We start from the raw sequence: 20,966 nt of genomic DNA on the forward strand, positions 1-20,966 counted from the left end.
GTGCAGATGCCAGCTTTATACGTGATGATTCCAGCGGCGCTGCTGATCGTGGCGATCGCCATTTACATCTTTTTCTGGGCCGTGGACAGCGGCCAGTACGACGACCTCGACGGCCCGGCCCACAGCGTGCTGTTCGATGACCAGGACCCTAACCACCTGGCCGCCGTCGACGAAGCCAATAGCGCCGAACAACCGCCCAAGCCCCAAGACCCGCCCCATGCTTGAATTGGCCCCCTTGCTGGTCTCCGCGCTGATCCTGGGCTTGCTGGGCGGCGGCCATTGCCTGGGCATGTGCGGCGGGCTGATGGGCGCGCTGACCCTGGCCATTCCCAAGGAGCAACGACGCCGCAGGTTTCGCCTGCTGCTGGCGTACAACCTGGGGCGCATCTTCAGTTATGCCACCGCCGGGCTGTTGATCGGCCTGGCCGGCTGGGCCGTGGCCAATAGCCCGGCGGCGATGTTCATGCGCGTGCTGGCCGGCCTGTTGCTGATTTGCATGGGCCTGTACCTGGCCGGTTGGTGGAGCGGCCTCACCCGCATCGAAAGCCTCGGGCGCGGCCTGTGGCGGCATATCCAGCCCGTCGCCAACCGTTTGCTGCCGGTGTCGAGCCTGCCCCGCGCCTTGCTGCTGGGTGCGCTGTGGGGCTGGTTGCCGTGCGGGTTGGTCTACAGCACCCTGCTGTGGGCCGCGAGCCAGGGCAATGCGCTGAACAGTGCACTGCTGATGCTGGCGTTCGGCCTGGGCACCTGGCCAGTGTTGCTGGCGACAGGGCTCGCGGCCGAACGCGTGACCGCACTCTTGCGTAAACGCAGTGTGCGTATGGCCGGTGGCTTGCTGGTGATGGTGTTTGGCATATGGACCTTGCCGGGGCCGCATCAGCACTGGCTAATGGGCCACTAAAGGGCCATGTGGCATAGCGCCGCTCCCTGTTGATGCAAATCAAGGTGCCAGCCCCGCACAGCCCCTAGACTCGGCCCACTAGCCTATCCGGGGGACGCCCGCATGCTCGACGCCATTCGTTGGGATACCGATCTGATTCATCGCTACGACCTGGCAGGACCGCGCTACACGTCCTACCCCACCGCCGTACAATTCGACAGCCAGGTCGGCACCTTCGACCTGCTCCATGCCCTGCGCGAAAGCCGCAAGGCCGTGCGACCATTGTCGCTGTATGTGCATGTGCCGTTCTGCGCGAACATCTGCTACTACTGCGCCTGCAACAAGGTGATCACCAAGGACCGTGGCCGCGCCCACGCCTACCTGCAACGCCTTGAGCAGGAGATTCAACTGGTGGCCTGCCACCTCGACCCGAAACAGCCGGTTGAACAGCTGCATTTCGGCGGCGGCACCCCCACCTTTCTCAGCCACGACGAATTGCGCCAGGTCATGGCCTGCCTGCGCCAGCACTTCAATTTGCTTGAGGATGATTCCGGCGACTACGGCATCGAGATCGACCCGCGCGAAGCCGACTGGGCCACCATGGGCCTGCTGCGCGAGCTGGGTTTCAACCGTATCAGCGTGGGCCTGCAAGACCTCGACCCCGAGGTACAACGGGCGGTCAATCGCCTGCAAAGCCTGGAGGAAACCCGCGCGGTGATCGACGCCGCGCGCACCCTGCAATTTCGCTCGATCAACATCGACTTGATCTACGGCCTGCCCAAGCAAACGCCGATCAACTTCGCGCGCACCGTGGAAGAAGTGATCAAGCTGCAACCGGACCGCCTGTCGGTGTTCAACTACGCGCATCTGCCGGAGCGCTTCATGCCCCAGCGGCGCATCAACACCGACGACCTGCCGTCGCCCGCCGAAAAACTGCTGATGCTGCACACCACCATCGAGCAACTGACCCTGGCCGGCTATCGTTACATCGGCATGGACCATTTCGCCCTGCCCGATGACGAATTGGCCATCGCCCAGGAAGAAGGCACCCTGCAACGCAACTTCCAGGGCTATACCACTCACGGTCACTGCGACCTGATCGGGCTCGGCGTGTCGGCAATCAGCCAGATCGGCGACCTGTACTGCCAGAACAGCAGCGACCTCAACGGCTACCAGAACACCTTGGCCGGCGCGCAACTGGCCACCAGCCGTGGCTTGGTCTGCACCACGGACGATCGGTTGCGGCGGGAGGTGATTCAGCAGTTGATCTGTAATTTCAGCCTGGCATTCGAACGCATCGAACAGGCCTTCAACATTGATTTTCGCGGGTACTTCGACGAGATCTGGCCGCAACTGGAGACCATGGCCACCGACGGCCTGATCGAGCTCGACGCCCAGGGCATTCGCGTATTGCCTGCCGGGCGCTTGCTGGTGCGGTCGGTGTGCATGGTGTTCGATACGTACCTGGAACACCAGAACCGGCAGCGGTTTTCGCGGGTGATCTAAGCGCGGCTATTTCATCGCCAGGCCGGAGGCCTTGATCGCATCGCCGGCGCTCATATCCTTCATCGCCTTGGCCAAGGATGCCTGAGCACTGGTCAAGCCGGCCTGCAAGCCGCTCAAGGCCGATTGCAGGCCGGCGAGCCTGGCCCTGGCCTGTTCAGGGCTGAGGTTCTTGTCGGCCATCACGGCCGCCATTTCGGCTTGTTTCTCGGCGATCTGCTTTTTGATGTCGCGAATCATCTTCAGCAGTTGCTTGACGTTGTCTGCCAGGCCACTGTCATCAATATCGTTGTTGGAGGTTTTCTGCGCCGCCGCGGCTTTCATTGCGGCACCGGAAATCGTTACCGAAACGCCAGGCTTGGCTACTTCCGCCACACCCGTCACGTCATCCTTCTCTTTCACAGCGTCGTCTTTAGTGGCCTGAGCCGCTGGGATGCTGACGCTGGCTGCGAGATTAGTATTGAAAGAAAGCATCAATTTAGCCCGTGAATGAAGAGTCGATAGCAGACTATCGGCCGTTTTTTGCGGATCTTTATACCGACCGCGTTTTTTTGTACAGGCTGGCCTCACCCCCTCACTGTGCGTTACCCTTACGTCTTATGTGTGTTTTCCCACAAGGATTTAAGAAATGTCCGAGCCAGCCAAACTGCGCGCTCACGGCCAGGCCCACTGCAAGGATTGCAGCCTGGCCCCGCTCTGCTTGCCACTTTCATTGAATCTGGAAGACATGGACGCGCTGGACGACATCGTAAAACGTGGTCGCCCGCTGAAAAAAGGCGAGTTTCTGTTTCGCCAGGGCGACAAATTCGATTCCGTCTATGCAGTACGTTCGGGCGCCTTGAAAACCTTCAGCCTCAGCGACAGCGGCGAAGAACAGATCACCGGTTTTCACCTGCCCAGCGAGCTGGTCGGGCTGTCGGGCATGGACACCGAGATTCACCCGGTGTCGGCCCAGGCGCTGGAGACCACATCGGTATGCGAAATTCCCTTCGAACGCCTCGACGAACTGGCCCTGCAACTGCCACAACTGCGCCGCCAGTTGATGCGCGTGATGAGCCGCGAAATTCGTGACGACCAGCAAATGATGTTGTTGCTGTCGAAGAAAACCGCCGATGAGCGCATTGCCACCTTCCTGGTCAACCTATCGGCGCGCTTCCGTGCCCGTGGCTTCTCGGCCAACCAGTTCCGCCTGAGCATGTCGCGCAACGAAATCGGCAACTACCTGGGCCTCGCGGTGGAAACCGTGTCCCGCGTATTTACCCGTTTCCAGCAGAACGAACTGCTGGCCGCCGAAGGCAAGGAAGTGCACATCCTCGATCCGATCCAGCTGTGCGCGCTGGCCGGCGGCTCTCTGGAAGGCTGAGCCAGACATCTGCGGCCGCGCCAAGCAGCGAGGCCGCAGGTATACTCCGAGTCCGTTTTCCTCCCAGGACTCTTCGACGATGACCTTCGATTCGTTCGACATCAAATCCCTGATCCGCCCTGTCATCGACTTCCCCAAGCCTGGGGTGATCTTCCGTGACATCACGCCGTTGTTCCAATCGCCCAAGGCCCTGCGCCTGGTGGCCGACACCTTTGCCCACCGTTATGTCGAAGCCGATTTCAGCCATATCGGCGCCATGGATGCGCGTGGTTTCCTGATCGGGTCGATCATCGCCTACCAACTGAACAAGCCGCTGATTCTGTTCCGCAAGCAGGGCAAGCTGCCGGCCGATGTGCTGGCCGAGGGTTACCAGACCGAGTACGGCGAAGCCTTCCTGGAAGTGCACGCCGACAGCCTGTGCGAAGGTGACTCGGTGCTGATCTTCGATGACCTGATCGCCACCGGCGGAACCTTGATCGCAGCGGCGAACCTGGTGCGGCGCATGGGCGCCAAGGTCTTTGAAGCGGCGGCGATTATTGACCTGCCGGAACTGGGCGGCTCGCAGCGCTTGGAAGATATGGGGATTCCGACTTTTTGCCTGACGCAGTTTGCGTTGACTGAACGTTAACGAGTGGCCGGGCTGAGGACATCGCGGACAACATATATCTCACTAACACTGCAAAACCATTGTGGGAGGGGGCTTGCTCCCGATGGCGGTGTATCAGTTAACACATTCATTGACTGACCCACTGCTATCGGGAGCAAGCCCCCTCCCACATTTTTAGCCCTGCAGTGTCCGCTAGAGCGCGATCGGCTTGCGACCGGCGAACGAGTGCGCCAGGGTGCCGCCGTCCACCAACTCCAACTCTCCGCCCAACGGCACGCCATGGGCGATGCGCGACGTGATCAGGCCTTTGTTGCTCAGCAGTTGGGCGATGTAATGCGCAGTGGCTTCACCTTCCACGGTCGGGTTGGTGGCCAGGATCACTTCGGTAAAGGTGCCCTGCTCTTCGATCCGCGCCACCAGTTGCGGAATGCCGATAGCCTCCGGGCCCAGGCCGTCCAGGGGTGACAGATGGCCCTTGAGCACAAAGTAGCGCCCGCGATAACCGGTCTGCTCCACCGCGTACACGTCCATCGGCCCTTCCACCACGCACAACAGCGTGTCGTCGCGGCGCGGGTCGGCGCATTGCGGGCAGAGTTCTTCTTCGGTGAGGGTGCGGCACTGGCGGCAGTGGCCCACACCTTCCATGGCCTGGCTCAGGGCCTGGGCCAACCGGGAACCGCCGCTGCGATCGCGCTCCAGTAGTTGCAGCGCCATGCGCTGGGCGGTTTTCTGGCCGACGCCGGGCAACGTGCGCAGGGCGTCGATCAGTTGGCGAATCAGGGGGCTGAAGCTCATGGGGCAATGGTCCGACAAAACAACGAGACGCGGTTTATACCCGCGCCCCGGATTAGCGTCAAATCCTCAATCCTGGGCGACGCGCACCACCAACTTGCCGAAGTTGCGCCCCTCGAGCAAACCGATAAAGGCTTCGGGCGCGCGCTCCAGGCCCTCGACCACGTCTTCGCGGAACTTGATCTTAGCGTCGCGTACCCAAGGCGCCATGGCGCTGAGGAACTCGGGCTGACGGTCGCCGTAGTCGTCGAATACGATAAAGCCCTGGATCCGCACACGCTTGGTCAACAGGGTACGTTGCAAGGCCGGCAAGCGATCAGGCCCGCTGGGCGCCTCATGGGCGTTGTAGCCGGCGATGAGCCCGCACAGGGGAATGCGAGCCTTGGGGTTGAGCAAGGGCACTATGGCGTCGAATACTTTGCCACCGACGTTCTCGAAGTAGATGTCCACACCGTTGAAGCAGGCTTGGGCCAACTCATCGGCAAACTCCGCGCTCTTGTGGTCGATACAGGCATCAAAGCCAAGCTCATCCACCACATAACGGCACTTGTCGGCGCCGCCCGCGACGCCGACCACACGCAAGCCCTTGAGCTTGGCCACCTGGCCCACCACCGAGCCCACCGCGCCGGATGCCGCGGCGACCACCAGGGTTTCGCCGGCCTTGGGTTGACCGATGTCCATCAGGCCCATGTAGGCAGTCATGCCAGGCATGCCCAGCACACCCAGGGCCATTGACGGACTGGGCAGGCCTTTGGGCACCGGCATCAGGTTGCGGCCGTCGGAAATACTGTGGCTCTGCCAGCCGGTGGCGCCGACCACCAGGTCGCCCACCTCGAATTTAGGATGACGCGACTGTTCGATACGGCTGACAGCGCCCCCGGTCATTACCTCGTCGATTTCCACCGGTGCGGCGTAGGACGGGGCATCGCTCATACGCCCACGCATGTAGGGATCGAGGGACAGGTACAGCGTTTTGAGCAGTACCTGGCCGTCCGCCAACTCCGGCAGGCTCACGCGCTCCAGGCGGAAGTTTTCCGGGGTGGGCGCGCCGTGAGGGCGCGAGACCAGGACGATGCGCTGGTTGAGTGTCGGTTCTTGAGGCATGAAGGGGCTCCTTTATCGAATTCATCGGTACAGGGTGCAGACCATCATCAGGTGGTTGGGGTTCAGATCGTTCCCACCTGCTGGAGCGATCACCGGCAGACAAAAAAAATGCCAGGCACGAGGCCTGGCATTGGAGCTTAGCGCAGACTGCCGATCAGAACGGCAGCTTCATGCCCGGTGGCAGCTGCATGCCAGCGGTCACACCGGACATTTTGTCCTGGCTGTTGGCTTCGATCTTGCGCACGGCGTCGTTGACGGCGGCGGCGAACAAGTCTTCCAGCACTTCACGGTCGTCATCGCTGACGCCTTCGAGCAGGCTTGGGTCGATGCTCACGCGCTTGATGTCGTGACGACCGGTCATCACCACGCTGACCATATCGCCACCGGCTTTACCGGTGACTTCGGCGTTGGCCAGTTCTTCCTGCATCTTGGCCATTTTTTCCTGCATCTGCTGCGCCTGCTTCATCAGGCCGGCCATGCCACCTTTCATCATGGGAATCACCTCAAACGTTCGTGGATCAGTTAATAGCCCGGTGTTATGACGCCTGGGGCACCGGGGCTTCGACAGGTTCAATAGTATCGTGGCGGACGACCGCACCGAACTGTTGCATCATTTGTTGGATGAGCGGATCGCCGTGGATCGACTCTTCAGCCTCGCGCTGGCGGTTGAGGCGCCGGCGTGTGGCGGCCTGGGCGGGGGTTTCCTGCTCGGGCTTGATCAACTCGATGGCGATGGTCAGCGTGCGCCCATGGTACTGGTTGAGCGCGTCATTGAGCCGGCGTTGCTGGGTCGCGTTGAACAGGGCGCTATGGGCCGGGTCCAGGTGCAGCAACCAGTGGTCGCCCTCGATGGAGATCAGCGTGCAGTTGGCGGCGATGCTACCGGTCATGCCGGAGATCGGCAGTTTCGGGAACAGTTCCAGCCATTGCAACGCCAGGCCGGTGGCCGGGGCCGCAGCGGGTTCAGGCTCGGGCTCGGGCGCAGGCTCGGCGGTGTGTTCGCTGGCCAGGTCGTCCAGGTAGCTGTAGGCCGAATCCATGTCCGGCTCGATGTAGTCTTCGTCCAGCGGCGGCTCGTCGTCATCGAGGTCGATGCCCGGCGTGGCGCTATCGACCTGGGCCACGGTCGGCTCGGGCACCGGCGCCGACACCCACTCCGGCGCGGCCGGCACTGCGCTGTCCGGGGTCGGCGCAGGCATTGGCGTCAGCTCGGGCTGCTCGCCGGTGGTTTCCAGCACGGGCTCCACGGCGGGTTGCAGCTCGACTTCGGGTTCGGGCTCGGGTTCTACCGGGTCGTTCCACGGCAGGTCGACGACAGGCGCGGGCTCGGCTTCGATAACCGGGGCAGGCTCGGCCACCGGCGCCGCCGCGACAGGCGCAGGCGCCGGGGCAGGCGCAGCAACCACTGGCGCGACGACCGCCGCGCCAGCCACTGGTTTGGCGGAATCAACTGTGGCCTGGCTGATCCCCACTGGCTTTAGCGGCTGCCTCGGTGCGTCTGCCGAGTCCGCAGGCCGGAAGGCCAGCATCCGCAGCAGCACCATCTCGAAGCCACCCCGCGGGTCCGGCGCCAGCGGCAGGTCGCGGCGACCGATCAGCCCCATCTGGTAGTAGAACTGCACATCTTCGGCCGGCAGCGCCTGGGCCAGGGCCAATACGCGGTCGCGGTCGCCATGACCGTTGTCGACCCCTTCCGGCAGGGCCTGGGCGATGGCAACGCGGTGCAGCACATTAAGAATTTCCGACAGCACGCCGTTCCAATCCGGGCCCTGTTCCGACAAGTGGCGCACCGCTTCAAGCAACGCCTTGGCGTCACCTTCGATCAGCGCGTGCAGCACGTCGAACACCTGGCCGTGGTCGAGGGTGCCGAGCATCGCGCGCACATCGGCGGCCATGACCTTGCCTTCACCAAAGGCGATGGCTTGGTCGGTGAGGCTCATGGCATCCCGCATCGAGCCATCGGCGGCGCGGCCGAGCAGCCACAGTGCGTCGTCTTCGAACGGCACGTTCTCGACGCCCAGCACGTGGGTCAAATGCTCGACCACGCGCTCGGGGGTCATGTTTTTCAGAGAGAACTGCAGGCACCGCGACAGAATCGTTGCAGGAAGCTTCTGCGGGTCGGTGGTGGCCAGGATGAATTTGACGTAGGGCGGCGGCTCTTCCAGGGTTTTCAACAACGCGTTGAAGGAATGGCTGGACAGCATGTGCACTTCGTCGATCAGGTAGACCTTGAAGCGGCCGCGGCTCGGCGCGTACTGCACGTTGTCCAGCAGTTCGCGGGTGTCTTCGACCTTGGTGCGGCTCGCGGCATCGATTTCGATCAGGTCGACGAAACGCCCTTCGTCGATTTCCCGGCACACCGAACAGGTGCCGCAGGGCGTCGAGGTGATGCCGGTTTCACAGTTCAGGCATTTGGCGATGATGCGCGCAATAGTGGTCTTGCCCACCCCACGGGTGCCGGTGAACAGGTAGGCATGGTGCAGCCGTTGGCTGTCCAAGGCATTGATCAGAGCCTTGAGCACATGGGTCTGGCCGACCATTTCGCGGAACGAGCGCGGGCGCCATTTACGTGCAAGAACCTGATAACTCATCGAAAACCGTCGCAACTGGGAAGCGGAAGCCCGTAATGCTAGCGGAGCAAGGGGGAAATTGCATCCGGCACGCTCGTCTAATCTGACTAAGCTCTGCGCAGTGGCCTGCAAAGGCCTGAACCCGGAGAGAATATGCGCGTAGTCCTGGGCGCTTTATGGATGATCACCACGGCGAGCCTTGCGGCGCCTGCACCGCTGCGCTTTTCGGTGTCCGACAGTTGGGCGATGCCCATGGTGCAACTGGATAATGGCCGGCCAACCCAGGGTATTGTGTATGACTTGATGTCGAGCCTGGCCACCCACGTTGGCCATCCGGCGCACTTCCAGGTACTGGCACGCGCACGGATCGCCGCGTCCATGGCCCATGGTGAAATTGACGTGCGCTGTTACGTCACGCCGTCATGGGTCGATAACCTGTCGGGCGATTACATCTGGAGCGTGCCGCTGATGGTGCAGCGCAACGTACTGGTAAGTACCCGCAGCCAGCCGGTACAGATACTCAAGCTGGCGCCACAGTCGATCGGCACGGTGCTCAATTATCGCTATGCCATCCTCGATCCGCTGTTTGCCAACGGCCAGCTCAGCCGGGACGATGCACGCAGCGAAGAACAGGTGCTGCACAAACTGGTGGCCGGGCGTTACACCTACGCGGCGAGCAACGAATGGAGCGTCGACCGCTTCAACCAAAAAATGCCGATCGGCCAACGGCTGCACAAGGTGGCCGTGATTAATGAGCAAGACCTCGGCTGCGTCGTGCGCAATGACCCCACCGTACCGGTGCAAAAAATTCTGCGCGCGCTGCTGCACATGAAGATGTCCGGCGAAATCGACGACATCATCAAGCTGTACACCGGCGAGGATCCGGTGCCGCTGCACACTCCTGACAGGAACTGACAGGGCTGCCTTATAGACTCGGCGCCACTCAACGTTCGTACCCCAAGGAGCCTGCATGAACACCCTCGCCCATTACTTCCTGCTGTATGTCGACAGCCCGGCCACCAGCGCCAATTTCTACAGCCGCCTGCTGGGCAAGCCGCCCGTGGAGCTCAATCCGACCTTTGCCCTGTTCATCCTCGACAACGGCGTGAAGCTGGGCCTGTGGTCGCGCCACACCGTGCAGCCGGCCGCCACGGCCACCGGCGGGGGCGGCGAAGTGGGCTTTGCCCTGGCTGACACTGCCGCCGTCAGGGCGCTGCACGATCAATGGGTAGAGCGCGGCGCGCCGATCCTGCAGTCACCGACCGCCGTGGACTTCGGCTACACCTTCGTCGCCCAAGACCCCGACGGTCACCGCTTGCGCGCGTTCAGCCTGAACGACTGAGCGCCAACGCCCCTCCAGACTGATGGCCGCCACGCTCGCCAACACAATCACGCCGCCGAGCACCACCTGCAGGGTGATCCGTTCACCCAGCAGCGTCGCGGCCATCACCATCGCCACCGGCGGGATCAGATACATCGCCACCGACGCACGGCTGACCTCGACATGCTTGAGCACATAGCCCCAGGCAAGGTAGGCCAAGGCGCTGGGGAAAATACCCAGCACCAGCACCGCCAGGTTCTGCTGCAACGGCGCCCGCATCACGGCGGTTGGCAGGCCCGGCAGGTTGACGCAGAGCATCAGGGTGCCCGACCACACCATGTAGCACGCCACGGTCAACGGGCTGTAGCGGTGGGCATAGTGTTTTTGGATGGCGAAATACACGCTCCATGACAGCGCCGCCAGCAGGATCAGCAACCCGCGCGGGTCGACATCGCCCACGCCCAGGTCGCCCCAGATCACCACCAGCACCCCCAGCAAGCCCAGCAGCACACAGCCCCAACGCCAGGCGCTGACGCGTTCCTTCAGGCAGCAAAACGCAATGAGCACGCTGAACAGCGGCACCGACTGCGCCAATACGCTGGACGCCGCCGCCGTCACCCATTGCTGCCCGGCATTGAGGCTCATGTGGTGCAGGAACACGCCGAAAAAACCCAACACCAGCAACCAGGGCACATCCCGCAGGCGCGGCCGGCCGATGCCCACCACCAGCGCCACACCGCCCATGAACACCGAGGCAATCAGAAACCGCAGCAACGCCAGTTGGCCCGGGCTGTAGCTGTGCAGGCCCATGTGCACGCCAGTCGGCGAAAAAGCCCAACAGAGGATCACGCCGGCAATGACTAGCGTAAGCTTCACGGGTGACGGGGTTTTCATCGATGGCGTCCAGAAACTGCGAAGGGATTGCGTCAGTCTTGGCCCGTGCGCCTCGTAGGACAATTAAGTGTTTCTGACTTCTGAAATCAGCGGAACTGAGCAATGGAACTGGCCCAACTGAAAATGGTGCAAGCCGTGGCGCAAACCGGCAGCGTGGCCCAGGCCGCACAGCAATTGCACTGCGTGCCCTCCAACATCACCACACGCATCAAGCAGCTGGAAAGCGAGTTGGGCACGCCGCTGTTTATCCGCTCCGGACGCGGGCTGGCCATCAGTGCCGCCGGTGAAATTTTCCTGGAATACTGCGAGCGCATCCTCGCGCTGGTGGACGAATCCAAGCGCGCGGTGGACGCCACCGCGATTCCCCGTGGCACCTTGCGCATCGGCGCGGTGGAGTCCAGCGCGAGCGGCCGCCTGCCGCCGCTGCTGGCCGAATATCACCGACGCTACCCCGACGTCAGCCTGGAGCTGGTGACCGGCTCCTGGGCCCAGTTGCTCGACGACCTGCAGCACCATCGCCTGGATGTCGCCCTGGTGGCTGCCAGCAACCCGCGCGCCAAGCTCGAACACAGCGTGGTCTACAGCGAACGCCTGGTGCTGATCGCCAGCGCCTGCAGCGCGCCGATCCACAGTGCCGAGGACCTCTCCGGGCGCACCCTGCTGGTGTGGCCGCCGGGCTGCCCTTACCGGGCGGCGCTGGAAAACTGGCTCAAACCCCACGCCTTCAAGCCGACCGTCGCCAGCTATGCCAGTTGGGGCACGATCATTGGTTGTGTGAGTGCCGGTATTGGCGTGGCCCTGGCGCCGGAGGGCATCCTGGCGCGCTATGAGCAGGCCGATCAGTTGGCGTCGTACCGGTTTGACGAATTGCAGGCCGTGGACAACCTGCTGTTCTGGCACAAGGACACCCAACGCCACCTGGCACGGGATGCGTTTGCCGGCCTGCTGCGCGAGACCTTCAGCTAACCTGTAACAGGTTATTTCGGTTATCCTTCCGCGAAATTAATTCAAAATGTAAGGGACTACCATGAATTACTTCCGCCTATTGCTGGCGGCGGCCGTGCTGAGCCTGCCTGTCGCCCCCGCTTTTGCCGCTTCCACACCCGCTGCCCCGGTTGAAGCCAGTGCGCCCGCCGAGACCGCCGAGCATTTTCTCGCGTCGCTCAAACAACAAACCGGCACGGTCACCCTGCCCAGTGGCATTGCCACCCTCAAGCTCAACGACGAATTCTATTACCTCAACCCCGCCGACACCGAGCGCCTGCTCACCGATGGCTGGGGCAACCCGCCGGGCTTCAAGACCCTGGGCATGATCGTGCCCAAAGCGGTCAGCCCGTTGTCCGAGCGTGGCTGGGGCGTGATCGTGAGCTATAAGGCCGACGGGCATATTTCCGACGAGGACGCTGCAAAAATCGACTACACCGACCTGCTCAAGCAGATGCAAGAAGAAGACGAAGCCGACAACAAAGAACGCCAGAAACAAGGCTACGCCGGCCTGCACCTGCTGGGCTGGGCCGAACCGCCGCACTACGACGAAACCTCGCACAAGATGTATTGGGCGCGGGAACTGAAAGCCGACGACGCCGAGCAGAACACACTCAACTACAGCATCCGCGTGCTGGGTCGTGAAGGCGTGCTGGAACTCAACGCCGTCGCGGCCATGGCCGACCTGCCGACCATCAAGCAAGAGCTGCCCAAGGTCCTGGCCTTTACCAACTTCACCGACGGCAACCTCTACACCGACTTCAATCCCAAAACCGACAAGCTGGCCACGTACGGCCTGGCCGCGCTGGTGGCCGGCGGGATTGCCGCCAAGGCCGGGCTGTTCGCCAAGATCGGCATATTCCTGCTGGCGGCAAAGAAGTTTCTGGTGATTGGCGTAGTGGCGTTACTCGCCGGGGTACGCAAGCTGTTCGGCCGTAACAAGTCCTGAGCCCAGGCATGAAAACGCCGCTGCGTGCCTGGCACACAGCGGCGCGGGGGAAGTCACTCAGTTCTGGACAGTGGGCGCGGCGAGGCGGCTGTATTGATCCTGGCTGATCCAGCCGGTGAACGAACGATCATCGGCGTTGGTGAACTCCACCTCAGCCCAGCCGTCCTTGAGTGCCAGCAGGCCCACTACATCACCCTTGACGATGTAGGGACGCTTGGCGGGCTTGGCGCTGGGAGTTTTCAGCAGGTACGCCTTGTCGGCCGACACGGTGACCAGGCCGATCCATTTTTTGTCGGCGGTCTGGGTCAGGTCCAGGCCGGTGGCGATCTCCGGCATCAGCACATTCAGACAACCGGGATGCTGGCGCCCTTCTTCCACGGTCAAGGTCACGCCATCCGCTGAAGGCGCCACGCTGCCGGGGTAGGTTGTGTCGAGCCAGGTGGTCAGCGCGCCAGGCTTGCCTTGCAGGTAGAACGTGCAACCGCGGCTGACGCCCTCGCCCATTGATTCCGAATAGAAGCCTTCGACCTGATGGTCCGGCGTCACCGCCAACATCAGCCCTTCGTATTTGCCTGAATGCAACGCGGCCGAACCGGCCAAGGCGGGTGCCACGGCGCACAACGACAACACACCTACCGCTAGTAAACGGATCATCCTATTTTTTCCCTTCCAGTTTTTCGTAGGCTTTTTTCATCAGGACGTCGTAGTTACCGTAGTCCTCGCCGTTATAGTTGCGCGCCATGCCGGTAAAATCCTTGGCCTTCATGGCTTTCATCAACGCCGGGCTCTTGCTGCAAAAACCGAGAAATGCCTTGAGTTGGTTGCCGGCATTCACTTTCAACGCCGCCGAAAATTCAAATACCGTCTTGTAACCGCACGATGCAAAGTTGAAGCCCATGATCTGGAACATGCCCCACGAGGCCGACATCAGTGCGGCTTCCTGGTCCAGGGCAAACGCAGTGGCCATGGTTTCCCAGGCTTTGATCTGGTCCTTGTTGTTTGTTTGCCACTGCGGTCCGGCTTTTTTCACGTAAGGGTAAGACAGCAGCGGGTGCGCCTGGTCGTAGATGTGCTTGGTGTACTTGCGAAACAAGTGACCTTCAAAGGCGATCACCGGCAACTTGGCCGGCCCGAACCCGGAGCGCCCGCCGGACTCCACGGTGGCGAAGGCCTTGATGATGTTCACCGGGATACCGCTGCCCAGTTGCGTGGCGGCGTTCTGGAAATCGGTTTCGCTGAGCGTCATGCCGCCGTCGCACGTGGCCTGGAGCATCAGCTGCCGGTTACGTCGCTCGGCCTCTATCATTGCGCGCATGCGGTCCAGGTACACATTGACCGTCGCCTGCACCGCATCGCCGTTGCCATTACCGAACGCGTTGAGAAAGCTCGGGATACGCATGGTTGGAAAGGCTTTGACCGGCACTTTCACCGCTTCTTCGATCAGGCTGTTAAACGTGCGACCGGTAGGGTCGATCACACCGTCAGGGTGCGCGTACTTGAGATGACGGAACTGATACTGGCTGATGCATTGCACCAACTGGCTATCACACTTGCCGTTTTCGGCCAGCGGAAAACCCATCTTGGGAATGATCAAATTGAACAGATACTGGATGCACTGAACATCGGCGGGCAAGTTGCGGGCTTTACCCGGCGCGCCGACCGAAGCACTGATAAGACGGGGTAACCCTTGCAGGCTTTTCATCACATACATCCTTGTTAGTTAAAGAAGTGATAGCACTTCAATATCAATTCGGCGCCATTGTCATACTCTGATACAAGTGGCCGGCGGAAACTAACAAGATGGTTTTGAGTTGTCCAGTGATCGCCTCAGACGTTGTGAAACACCCATCATGCTCGGCTATTTTTTCTTTTCCAGCGCCTCATAGGCTTTTTGGATACGCCGGTCATAGTCGCCATAGTCTGCTCCGTTGTAATACCGAGCCATGCCGGCAAAATCCTTATTCTTCATGGCCTTGATCAACGCCGGGCTTTTGCGGCAAAACCCGACGAACGCGATCAATTGCTGGCCGGCATTGAGTTTCATCGCCGTGACAAAATCGACCACCGACTTATAACCACACGCGGCGTAATTGAAGCCCATGATCTGAAACATGCCATAAGACACCGACATCAGCGCTGCGTCCGCGTCCAGGTTATACGCCGCGGCCAGCGTGGCCCAAGCCGTTACCTGAGTCTTGTTATTGGCACGCCATTGCGCACCGGCCTTTTCCACATAAGGGTACGAAAGAAAAGGATAGGCCTTGTCGAATCTATGCTGTGTGTACCTGCGGAAGATGTGCCCTTCATAGGCGATCACGGGCATTAATGTTGGCCCGAACCCGGAACGCCCACCGGACTCCACCGTGGCGAACGCCTTGAGGATATTCACCGAAATACCGTTGCCCAATACAGCGGCGGCGCTTTGAAAGTCCGCGTCTGTCAGCGCTACATGACCGTCGCACACAGGCGTGGTGACCAACGGTGATTTACCTGGCGCGGCGAGCGGCATGCCGCGACTTGCCTTGTGCGCATCTTCGACCAGGCGGTTGAACGTCCGGCCGGCCGGGTCAATCACCCCGTCGGGATGCGTGAACTGGAGGCGATTGGATTGATAGTCCTTGATGCGTTGAAGCAATAAAGGGCCGCACTTGCCGTCGACCACCAGCAGCGAAGCGGATGCGGGCGTGATCAAATTAAACAGACGTTGAACGGCTTGAACATCGGCAAGCACATTGCGCGCCTTGCCTGGGGTGCCGACTGAGGCACTGAGGGATTCGGGAACACCTTGAACACTCGTCATGGCACTTATCCTTATTGATTAAAGGAGTGCCATCACTTCTTCACTACTCCAGCACGGGGTCGCTTACACGATTCAAGCTAGCAGGTGGTTAAGGGTTTTCCAGCGATAGGTCGTCGCCACTGCATAAAAATCGGCAGATGGGCGTAAAAAAAGTTTTTTGGTTTGAAACAGGCAGGGTTGCCACAAGGAAGAGCGTTATGGAGGCAACCCCACCAGCCACACCCCGGCACACAATGTTCCCGCTGTGGCTGCTGCCTTCCGGCTCTGACCAGGTTCACGGGTAATCGTTGCGGGGGGACCGATGGGGTCACCATAACGACGCCTGCCTCTCGGCAAGCGGGGCCATTGTACCGATCTGATCGGAACTTACAACCGTTGGTTTTGGATTAAAAAATCAAGGGGTTCAAGTACTTGTCGCCCTACAGAATCACAGCCTCATCCGCCCTGCCACCTTCTTGCTGGATCACCAGGTGAATAAAGTGCAGCTTGGCGATCACCGCCGGGGGCAGCACGAAGGGGTAGAAATCCGGCTGGCCCATGCTGCGTGACAGCTCGTTGAGCATGGCGGCCAGTTCGATCCAGGCGTTGATGAACGACAGAAACGCCGGGCCGCCGGGGTGTTGAGGGTCGTAGAGGGTGGTGAGCGGAAACGGCTGATATTCCAGGTCCATCTCGCGGGCGCTCATGCCAAAGCCCAGGGCAGTGTCGACGGCGTCCATCATGTGCAGGTAATGGGCCCAGGTTTCGGCCCAGTCTTCCCAAGGGTGCATGGTGGCGTAAGCGCTGACGCAGGTGTGCTGCCAATCCGGGCGCGGGCCGTTCTGGTAATGCTGGTCGAGCGCGTCGGCATAACTGGCGCGCTCGTCACCGAACAACTGGCGAAACGGCTCCAGCCAGTGAGCAGTGGCGATCAACCGATCCCAGTAGTAATGGCCGACTTCATGGCGAAAATGGCCGAGCAACGTGCGATAAGGCTCGCGCATCTGCACGCGAATTTTCTCACGGTGGGCGTCGTCGGCCTCTTTGATGTCCAGGGTGATCAGGCCGTTCGCGTGGCCGGTCATGGGCGCGTTGCCTTCAAGGTCAATGCCGACGAAATCGAACGCCAGGCCAGTGTCTTCGTCAACGCGCTTGGGCACCACTTGCAGGCCCAGGCTGATCAGTTGCGCTACCAGCCGGCGCTTGGCGGTCTCGACTTTGAGCCAGCGCTCGTGGTTTTCCGGCATCGACAGATCGGGAATGGTGCGGTTGAGGCTGCAGGCGACACACAGCGTTGCGGTGCTATGAGCGGGGATCAGCCAGTTGCAGGCGGCCGGAGTGTCAAGATTGGCGCAGCGGCGGAAGGCGCCTGCATCGAGGTTGCCGTCTTGTAGCCAGGTGCCTTCGACAGGGCCGGGTTGCAGGGAAGACAAACGACTCTGCTGCGGCTGATAGCCCAACAGCGCCTGGCAGGCCAGGCACTGGCTGTTGCGAAAGAACAGCGATTGGCCGCAGCGGCACTGCCAGACCTTGCTGTCACGCGAGGTGTCGGCCATGAACGGTGCGGCGATGCGCGAACTGAGTTGCTCGAAGTAGCGGAACATGGCGATCTCTCCCTGGATGACTGAGACTAGATCATCTGGGGGTTGGGATCGTTCCACTTTGTTTGGTGCTGCCTGGCGGCCCGGCGCGGGGCAAGCCCGCTACCACAGGCGCCGCGTCAGAGCACAATGTTGTGTTTGGCAAGGAACGCGACAAACGCCTCTTCGTCCAGCACCTTCAACCCCAGTTCGCTGGCCTTGGCCAGCTTTGAACCGGCACCCGGCCCGGCGACCACGCAATGGGTTTTCGCCGACACCGAGCCTGCCACTTTGGCGCCCAGGCTTTCGAGTTTTTCCTTGGCCACGTCCCGGCTCATCAGCTCCAGGGAGCCCGTGAGCACCCAGGTGTGGCCTGCCTCAGGCAAGCCTTCGACGACCTTCTTCTCGCTCTGCCAGTGCATGCCGAAATCCTTGAGCTGCTGCTCGATGGCCAGGGCATGACGGGCGTTTTCGGCATTGTCGAAGAAGTCCCGTACGGCCTTGGCCTGCTTCTCGGGCAGCGCTTGGCGCATGTCCAGCCAGTCGGCCTGGATCACGCCTTCGAGGCTGCCGAACTTGTCCGCGAGTTTCTGCGCGGCGCCCGGGCCCACGCTGGGTACGTGCAATTTATCGAGCAAACCGCCCAAGGTAGTGCTGGCGGCAAACTCGGCGCTCAGCTCACCCTGGTCCTGCAACTGCAAGCCGCATTCGTGCGGCGCCAGCAGCGCGCCGATCACCTGTTGGTTATGGCTGTCTTCAAAGAAGCTGTGGATCTCGTGCGCCACTTCCAGGCCCACGTCGGGCAAATACGTCAGCACTTCGGGCAAGGCCTTCTGCACGCGTTCCAGGGACGCCAGGGAGCGCGCCAGCACCTTGGCGGTCTCCTCGCCCACATCGGGAATGCCCAAGGCATAGATAAACCGCGCCAGGGTCGGCGCCTTGCTGTTTTCGATGGCCGCGATCAGCTTCTTGCTGGAAATATCGGCAAAGCCTTCCAGGTCGATGATCTGCTCGTATTTGAGTTTGTAGAGGTCTGCCGGCGAACCGATGAGTTTTTCATCCACCAGTTGCTCGATGGTTTTATCGCCCAGGCCGTCGATGTCCATGGCCCGGCGCGAGACAAAATGGATGATCGCCTGCTTGAGCTGCGCACCGCAGGCCAGGCGCCCGACGCACCGGTACACCGCGCCTTCGCTGACGGTTTCCTTGCCTTTGCTGCGCTTGACCAGTTGTGTGCGCTCAACGTGAGAGCCGCACACCGGGCAGCTCTCGGGGATCTGCACGGCGCGGGCGTCTTGCGGACGGCGCTCAGTGACCACCGACACCACCTGCGGGATCACGTCACCGGCACGGCGGATGATCACGGTATCGCCGATCATCAGGCCCAGGCGCGCGACTTCGTCCATGTTGTGCAAGGTGGCGTTGGACACGGTTACCCCGGCGACCTTGACCGGCTTCAAGCGCGCCACCGGGGTGACGGCGCCTGTGCGGCCGACCTGGAACTCCACGTCGAGCAGCTCGGTAAGTTCTTCCATGGCCGGGAATTTATGCGCGATGGCCCAACGCGGCTCCCGCGCACGGAAGCCCAGTTCGCGCTGGGAGGCGATGCTGTTGACCTTGAACACCACGCCGTCGATTTCATAGGGCAGGCTGTTACGCCGCTCGCCGATGTCGCGGTAGTAATCCAGGCACTCCTGGATCCCCTTGGCCAGCTTCAGCTCGTGGCTGATGGGCATGCCCCACTGCTGCAACTGCTTCAGGTTGCCGATATGGGTGTCGCTGATATCGGCGGTCACCTGGCCGATGCCATAACAGCAGAATTCCAGCGGGCGGCTGGCGGTGATCTTTGAATCCAACTGGCGCAGGCTGCCGGCGGCGGCGTTGCGCGGGTTGGCGAAGGTCTTGCCCCCCACCTCCAGTTGCGAGGCGTTAAGCCGCTCGAAACCGGCCTTGGACATGAACACTTCGCCGCGCACTTCCAGGGTCGCCGGCCAGCCGCTGCCGTGCAGCTTCAACGGAATATTGCGCACCGTGCGCACGTTGACGCTGATGTCTTCGCCAGTGGTGCCGTCGCCACGGGTGGCGCCGCGCACCAGCTCGCCGTCCTGGTACAGCAGGCTGACCGCCAGGCCGTCCAGCTTGGGTTCGCAGCTGTATTCCACCGCCGCGCCACCACCAAACAGATCGCCCACCGGCAGGTCGAGGCCTTCGGTGACTCGGCGGTCAAACTCCAGCATGGTGGTTTCGTCAAAGGCGTTGCCCAGGCTGAGCATCGGGATCTCGTGCCTGACCTGGGTGAACGCCGACAACGCCGCACTGCCGACCCGCTGCGTCGGTGAATCACGCGTCACCAGGTCCGGGTGCTCGGCCTCCAGGGCCTTGAGCTCGTGGAACAGGCGGTCGTATTCGGCGTCCGGAATGCTCGGCTCGTCGAGGACGTGGTAACGGTAGTTGTGCTGATCCAGTTCAGCGCGCAGTTCGAGGATGCGGGTATGGGCGGCGGTCATGGGTGTTCTCTCATAAAGCAAAAGAGCAGCCGAAGCTGCTCAAATGTTGGTGCGCTTAATTCTATCGACAACGCTGGAAACCAAACCTCAGCGTTTCTGTGTCAGGGCGCGACGCTCGAATTCGACGATGCGCTGACGGTAGTGTTCGATGGTCTGGGCGGTGAGGACGCTGCGTTGGTCGTCCTTGAGCTCGCCGTTGAGTTCCTGCGACAGCTTGCGGGCAGCGGCCACCATCACGTCGAACGCTTGCTTGGGGTGACGCGGGCCTGGCAAGCCAAGGAAGAAACTCACCGCGGGCGTGCTGAACAGGTCGATATCGTCCAGGTCGAAGGTACCCGGCTTGACCGCGTTGGCCATGGAGAACAGCACTTCACCGTTACCGGCCATGCTTTCATGACGGTGGAAGATGTCCATCTCGCCGAAACGCAGGCCACTTTCGAGGATGTTCTGCAGCAGTGCCGGGCCCTTGAAGCCGGCGGCGTCGCGGCAGATTACGCTGATCACCAATACTTCTTCGGCGGCCGGCTGATCGTTGACCGACTGACGTGGCGCGCTGGAGGTCTTGCCGGTGTTTTCATCCGGGAAATCATCATCGCGGCTGCTGAAGCTCGGGCCTTCGTCCACATCCAGGTTCAGGTCGCCCTGATGCGGCTCGGCGGCGCCGGTATTGCCACGCTTGCCACGTTTGGACGACGGCTCGCGGGCTTCGCGCAACGGCGCGCTCATCGACGGCAAGTCGTGCTCGTCCAGCTGCGGCTCTTTATGCGTATCCAGCACACGGGGCGGCCCCAGCAGCTCGGCGCTGCCGTCGTCGTCGGGCAAGTTGGACAGGTTGCGGTCCAGACGGAATTTGAGCTTGCCCTTGCCACCGCGCATGCGGCGCCAGCCATCAAAAAGAATACCGGCAATGACAATAATGCCGATGACGATCAGCCACTCGCGCAGACCGATTTCCATGTAATCCCGTGCCTCTAATAAAAAATGCTGAAAAATAAGGGGTTTAGCACCGTGCAAACCGCTTTAAAACGTGGCGCCAACTCTATGTTCTGAATGGCGTTTTGCCCACGCACACGAAAAATTGACATTAAACTAGCACGACCAAAGATAACTTTACACCGTCTGTCAAAATGCCT

General features: G+C 61.5%; 21 protein-coding genes and 1 other RNA gene. 9 read left to right on the plus strand and 13 right to left on the minus strand.

Annotation, left to right across the window (positions count from 1 at the left end; translation table 11 throughout):
• Positions 1 to 6: 6 nt before the first annotated feature.
• The 3 genes from ccoS (at position 7) to hemN (ending at position 2,386) form a co-directional block, all read left to right on the plus strand.
• Positions 7 to 225, plus strand: a complete 219-nt coding sequence (gene ccoS / locus AB4O25_RS11115) for a cbb3-type cytochrome oxidase assembly protein CcoS (RefSeq protein ID WP_017527501.1) — start codon at positions 7 to 9, stop codon at positions 223 to 225.
• Positions 218 to 901 (plus strand): sulfite exporter TauE/SafE family protein, encoded by a 684-nt coding sequence (locus AB4O25_RS11120; RefSeq protein WP_017527500.1) that lies wholly within the window; start codon positions 218 to 220, stop codon positions 899 to 901. Before ccoS ends, AB4O25_RS11120 begins: the two co-directional genes overlap by 8 nt.
• 102 nt (positions 902 to 1,003) lie before the next feature.
• On the plus strand, positions 1,004 to 2,386 hold the full coding sequence (gene hemN / locus AB4O25_RS11125; protein WP_017527499.1) for an oxygen-independent coproporphyrinogen III oxidase: 1,383 nt from the start codon (positions 1,004 to 1,006) through the stop codon (positions 2,384 to 2,386).
• A gap of 6 nt (positions 2,387 to 2,392) precedes the next feature.
• Here hemN and AB4O25_RS11130 read toward each other — a convergent pair whose 3' ends face one another.
• Positions 2,393 to 2,857: a hypothetical protein gene (locus AB4O25_RS11130; RefSeq protein WP_026067235.1), complete on the minus strand. Its 465-nt coding sequence runs from the start codon at positions 2,855 to 2,857 to the stop codon at positions 2,393 to 2,395.
• A 154-nt stretch (positions 2,858 to 3,011) separates the two neighbouring features.
• Here AB4O25_RS11130 and fnr point away from each other — a divergent pair, with 154 nt between their 5' ends.
• Together fnr and AB4O25_RS11140 are read left to right on the plus strand one after the other, a co-directional pair.
• Entirely contained in the window at positions 3,012 to 3,746 is a 735-nt protein-coding gene (gene fnr / locus AB4O25_RS11135; protein ID WP_017527497.1) for a fumarate/nitrate reduction transcriptional regulator Fnr, read from the plus strand.
• A 79-nt stretch (positions 3,747 to 3,825) separates the two neighbouring features.
• Entirely contained in the window at positions 3,826 to 4,374 is a 549-nt protein-coding gene (locus AB4O25_RS11140; RefSeq protein WP_017527496.1) for an adenine phosphoribosyltransferase, read from the plus strand.
• A gap of 171 nt (positions 4,375 to 4,545) precedes the next feature.
• Here the strand turns inward: AB4O25_RS11140 and recR are convergent, their stop codons facing one another.
• From recR to dnaX, 4 genes are all read right to left on the minus strand, one after another.
• Positions 4,546 to 5,148, minus strand: coding sequence for a recombination mediator RecR (gene recR, locus AB4O25_RS11145; protein WP_017527495.1), 603 nt, complete (start codon positions 5,146 to 5,148; stop codon positions 4,546 to 4,548).
• Positions 5,149 to 5,214: 66 nt separating this feature from the next.
• Positions 5,215 to 6,249, minus strand: coding sequence for an NADP-dependent oxidoreductase (locus AB4O25_RS11150; RefSeq protein WP_017527494.1), 1,035 nt, complete (start codon positions 6,247 to 6,249; stop codon positions 5,215 to 5,217).
• 154 nt (positions 6,250 to 6,403) lie between these two features.
• On the minus strand, positions 6,404 to 6,742 hold the full coding sequence (locus AB4O25_RS11155; RefSeq protein ID WP_017527493.1) for a YbaB/EbfC family nucleoid-associated protein: 339 nt from the start codon (positions 6,740 to 6,742) through the stop codon (positions 6,404 to 6,406).
• Between the two features lie 43 nt (positions 6,743 to 6,785).
• The gene (gene dnaX / locus AB4O25_RS11160) at positions 6,786 to 8,840 is read right to left on the minus strand and encodes a DNA polymerase III subunit gamma/tau (protein ID WP_116079344.1); all 2,055 of its coding nucleotides are present in this window, start codon (positions 8,838 to 8,840) and stop codon (positions 6,786 to 6,788) included.
• 132 nt (positions 8,841 to 8,972) lie between these two features.
• Between dnaX and AB4O25_RS11165 the strand changes: the two genes are divergently transcribed.
• Positions 8,973 to 9,734, plus strand: a complete 762-nt coding sequence (locus AB4O25_RS11165) for a substrate-binding periplasmic protein (RefSeq protein ID WP_017527491.1) — start codon at positions 8,973 to 8,975, stop codon at positions 9,732 to 9,734.
• A 55-nt stretch (positions 9,735 to 9,789) separates the two neighbouring features.
• Positions 9,790 to 10,161: a VOC family protein gene (locus tag AB4O25_RS11170; RefSeq protein WP_017527490.1), complete on the plus strand. Its 372-nt coding sequence runs from the start codon at positions 9,790 to 9,792 to the stop codon at positions 10,159 to 10,161.
• Here AB4O25_RS11170 and AB4O25_RS11175 read toward each other — a convergent pair.
• Positions 10,075 to 11,034 (minus strand): DMT family transporter, encoded by a 960-nt coding sequence (locus tag AB4O25_RS11175; protein WP_068933564.1) that lies wholly within the window; start codon positions 11,032 to 11,034, stop codon positions 10,075 to 10,077. The two genes, AB4O25_RS11170 and AB4O25_RS11175, sit on opposite strands and share 87 nt — an antisense overlap.
• 102 nt (positions 11,035 to 11,136) lie before the next feature.
• Between AB4O25_RS11175 and AB4O25_RS11180 the strand changes: the two genes are divergently transcribed.
• Positions 11,137 to 12,000 carry a LysR family transcriptional regulator gene (locus AB4O25_RS11180; protein ID WP_460150859.1) on the plus strand — a complete coding sequence of 288 codons (864 nt, stop codon included), beginning with the start codon at positions 11,137 to 11,139 and terminating at the stop codon, positions 11,998 to 12,000.
• A gap of 61 nt (positions 12,001 to 12,061) precedes the next feature.
• Positions 12,062 to 12,967 (plus strand): DUF2167 domain-containing protein, encoded by a 906-nt coding sequence (locus tag AB4O25_RS11185; protein ID WP_017527487.1) that lies wholly within the window; start codon positions 12,062 to 12,064, stop codon positions 12,965 to 12,967.
• Between the two features lie 57 nt (positions 12,968 to 13,024).
• Here AB4O25_RS11185 and AB4O25_RS11190 read toward each other — a convergent pair whose 3' ends face one another.
• The 7 genes from AB4O25_RS11190 to zipA form a co-directional block, all read right to left on the minus strand.
• The gene (locus AB4O25_RS11190; RefSeq protein ID WP_065878182.1) at positions 13,025 to 13,621 is read right to left on the minus strand and encodes a hypothetical protein; all 597 of its coding nucleotides are present in this window, start codon (positions 13,619 to 13,621) and stop codon (positions 13,025 to 13,027) included.
• A gap of 1 nt (position 13,622) precedes the next feature.
• Positions 13,623 to 14,669, minus strand: coding sequence for an N-acetylmuramidase family protein (locus tag AB4O25_RS11195; RefSeq protein WP_017527485.1), 1,047 nt, complete (start codon positions 14,667 to 14,669; stop codon positions 13,623 to 13,625).
• A 156-nt stretch (positions 14,670 to 14,825) separates the two neighbouring features.
• On the minus strand, positions 14,826 to 15,767 hold the full coding sequence (locus tag AB4O25_RS11200; protein WP_460150860.1) for an N-acetylmuramidase family protein: 942 nt from the start codon (positions 15,765 to 15,767) through the stop codon (positions 14,826 to 14,828).
• A gap of 207 nt (positions 15,768 to 15,974) precedes the next feature.
• An RNA gene (ffs, locus tag AB4O25_RS11205) (signal recognition particle sRNA small type) lies at positions 15,975 to 16,071 on the minus strand.
• A 115-nt stretch (positions 16,072 to 16,186) separates the two neighbouring features.
• The gene (locus tag AB4O25_RS11210; RefSeq protein WP_017527483.1) at positions 16,187 to 17,350 is read right to left on the minus strand and encodes a zinc-binding metallopeptidase family protein; all 1,164 of its coding nucleotides are present in this window, start codon (positions 17,348 to 17,350) and stop codon (positions 16,187 to 16,189) included.
• 116 nt (positions 17,351 to 17,466) lie between these two features.
• Positions 17,467 to 19,833: an NAD-dependent DNA ligase LigA gene (ligA, locus tag AB4O25_RS11215; RefSeq protein ID WP_116079316.1), complete on the minus strand. Its 2,367-nt coding sequence runs from the start codon at positions 19,831 to 19,833 to the stop codon at positions 17,467 to 17,469.
• Positions 19,834 to 19,920: 87 nt separating this feature from the next.
• Positions 19,921 to 20,790: a cell division protein ZipA gene (gene zipA / locus AB4O25_RS11220; RefSeq protein WP_017527481.1), complete on the minus strand. Its 870-nt coding sequence runs from the start codon at positions 20,788 to 20,790 to the stop codon at positions 19,921 to 19,923.
• Positions 20,791 to 20,966 lie beyond the last annotated feature (176 nt).

The sequence above is a fragment of the Pseudomonas sp. S3_A03 genome (assembly GCF_054668275.1).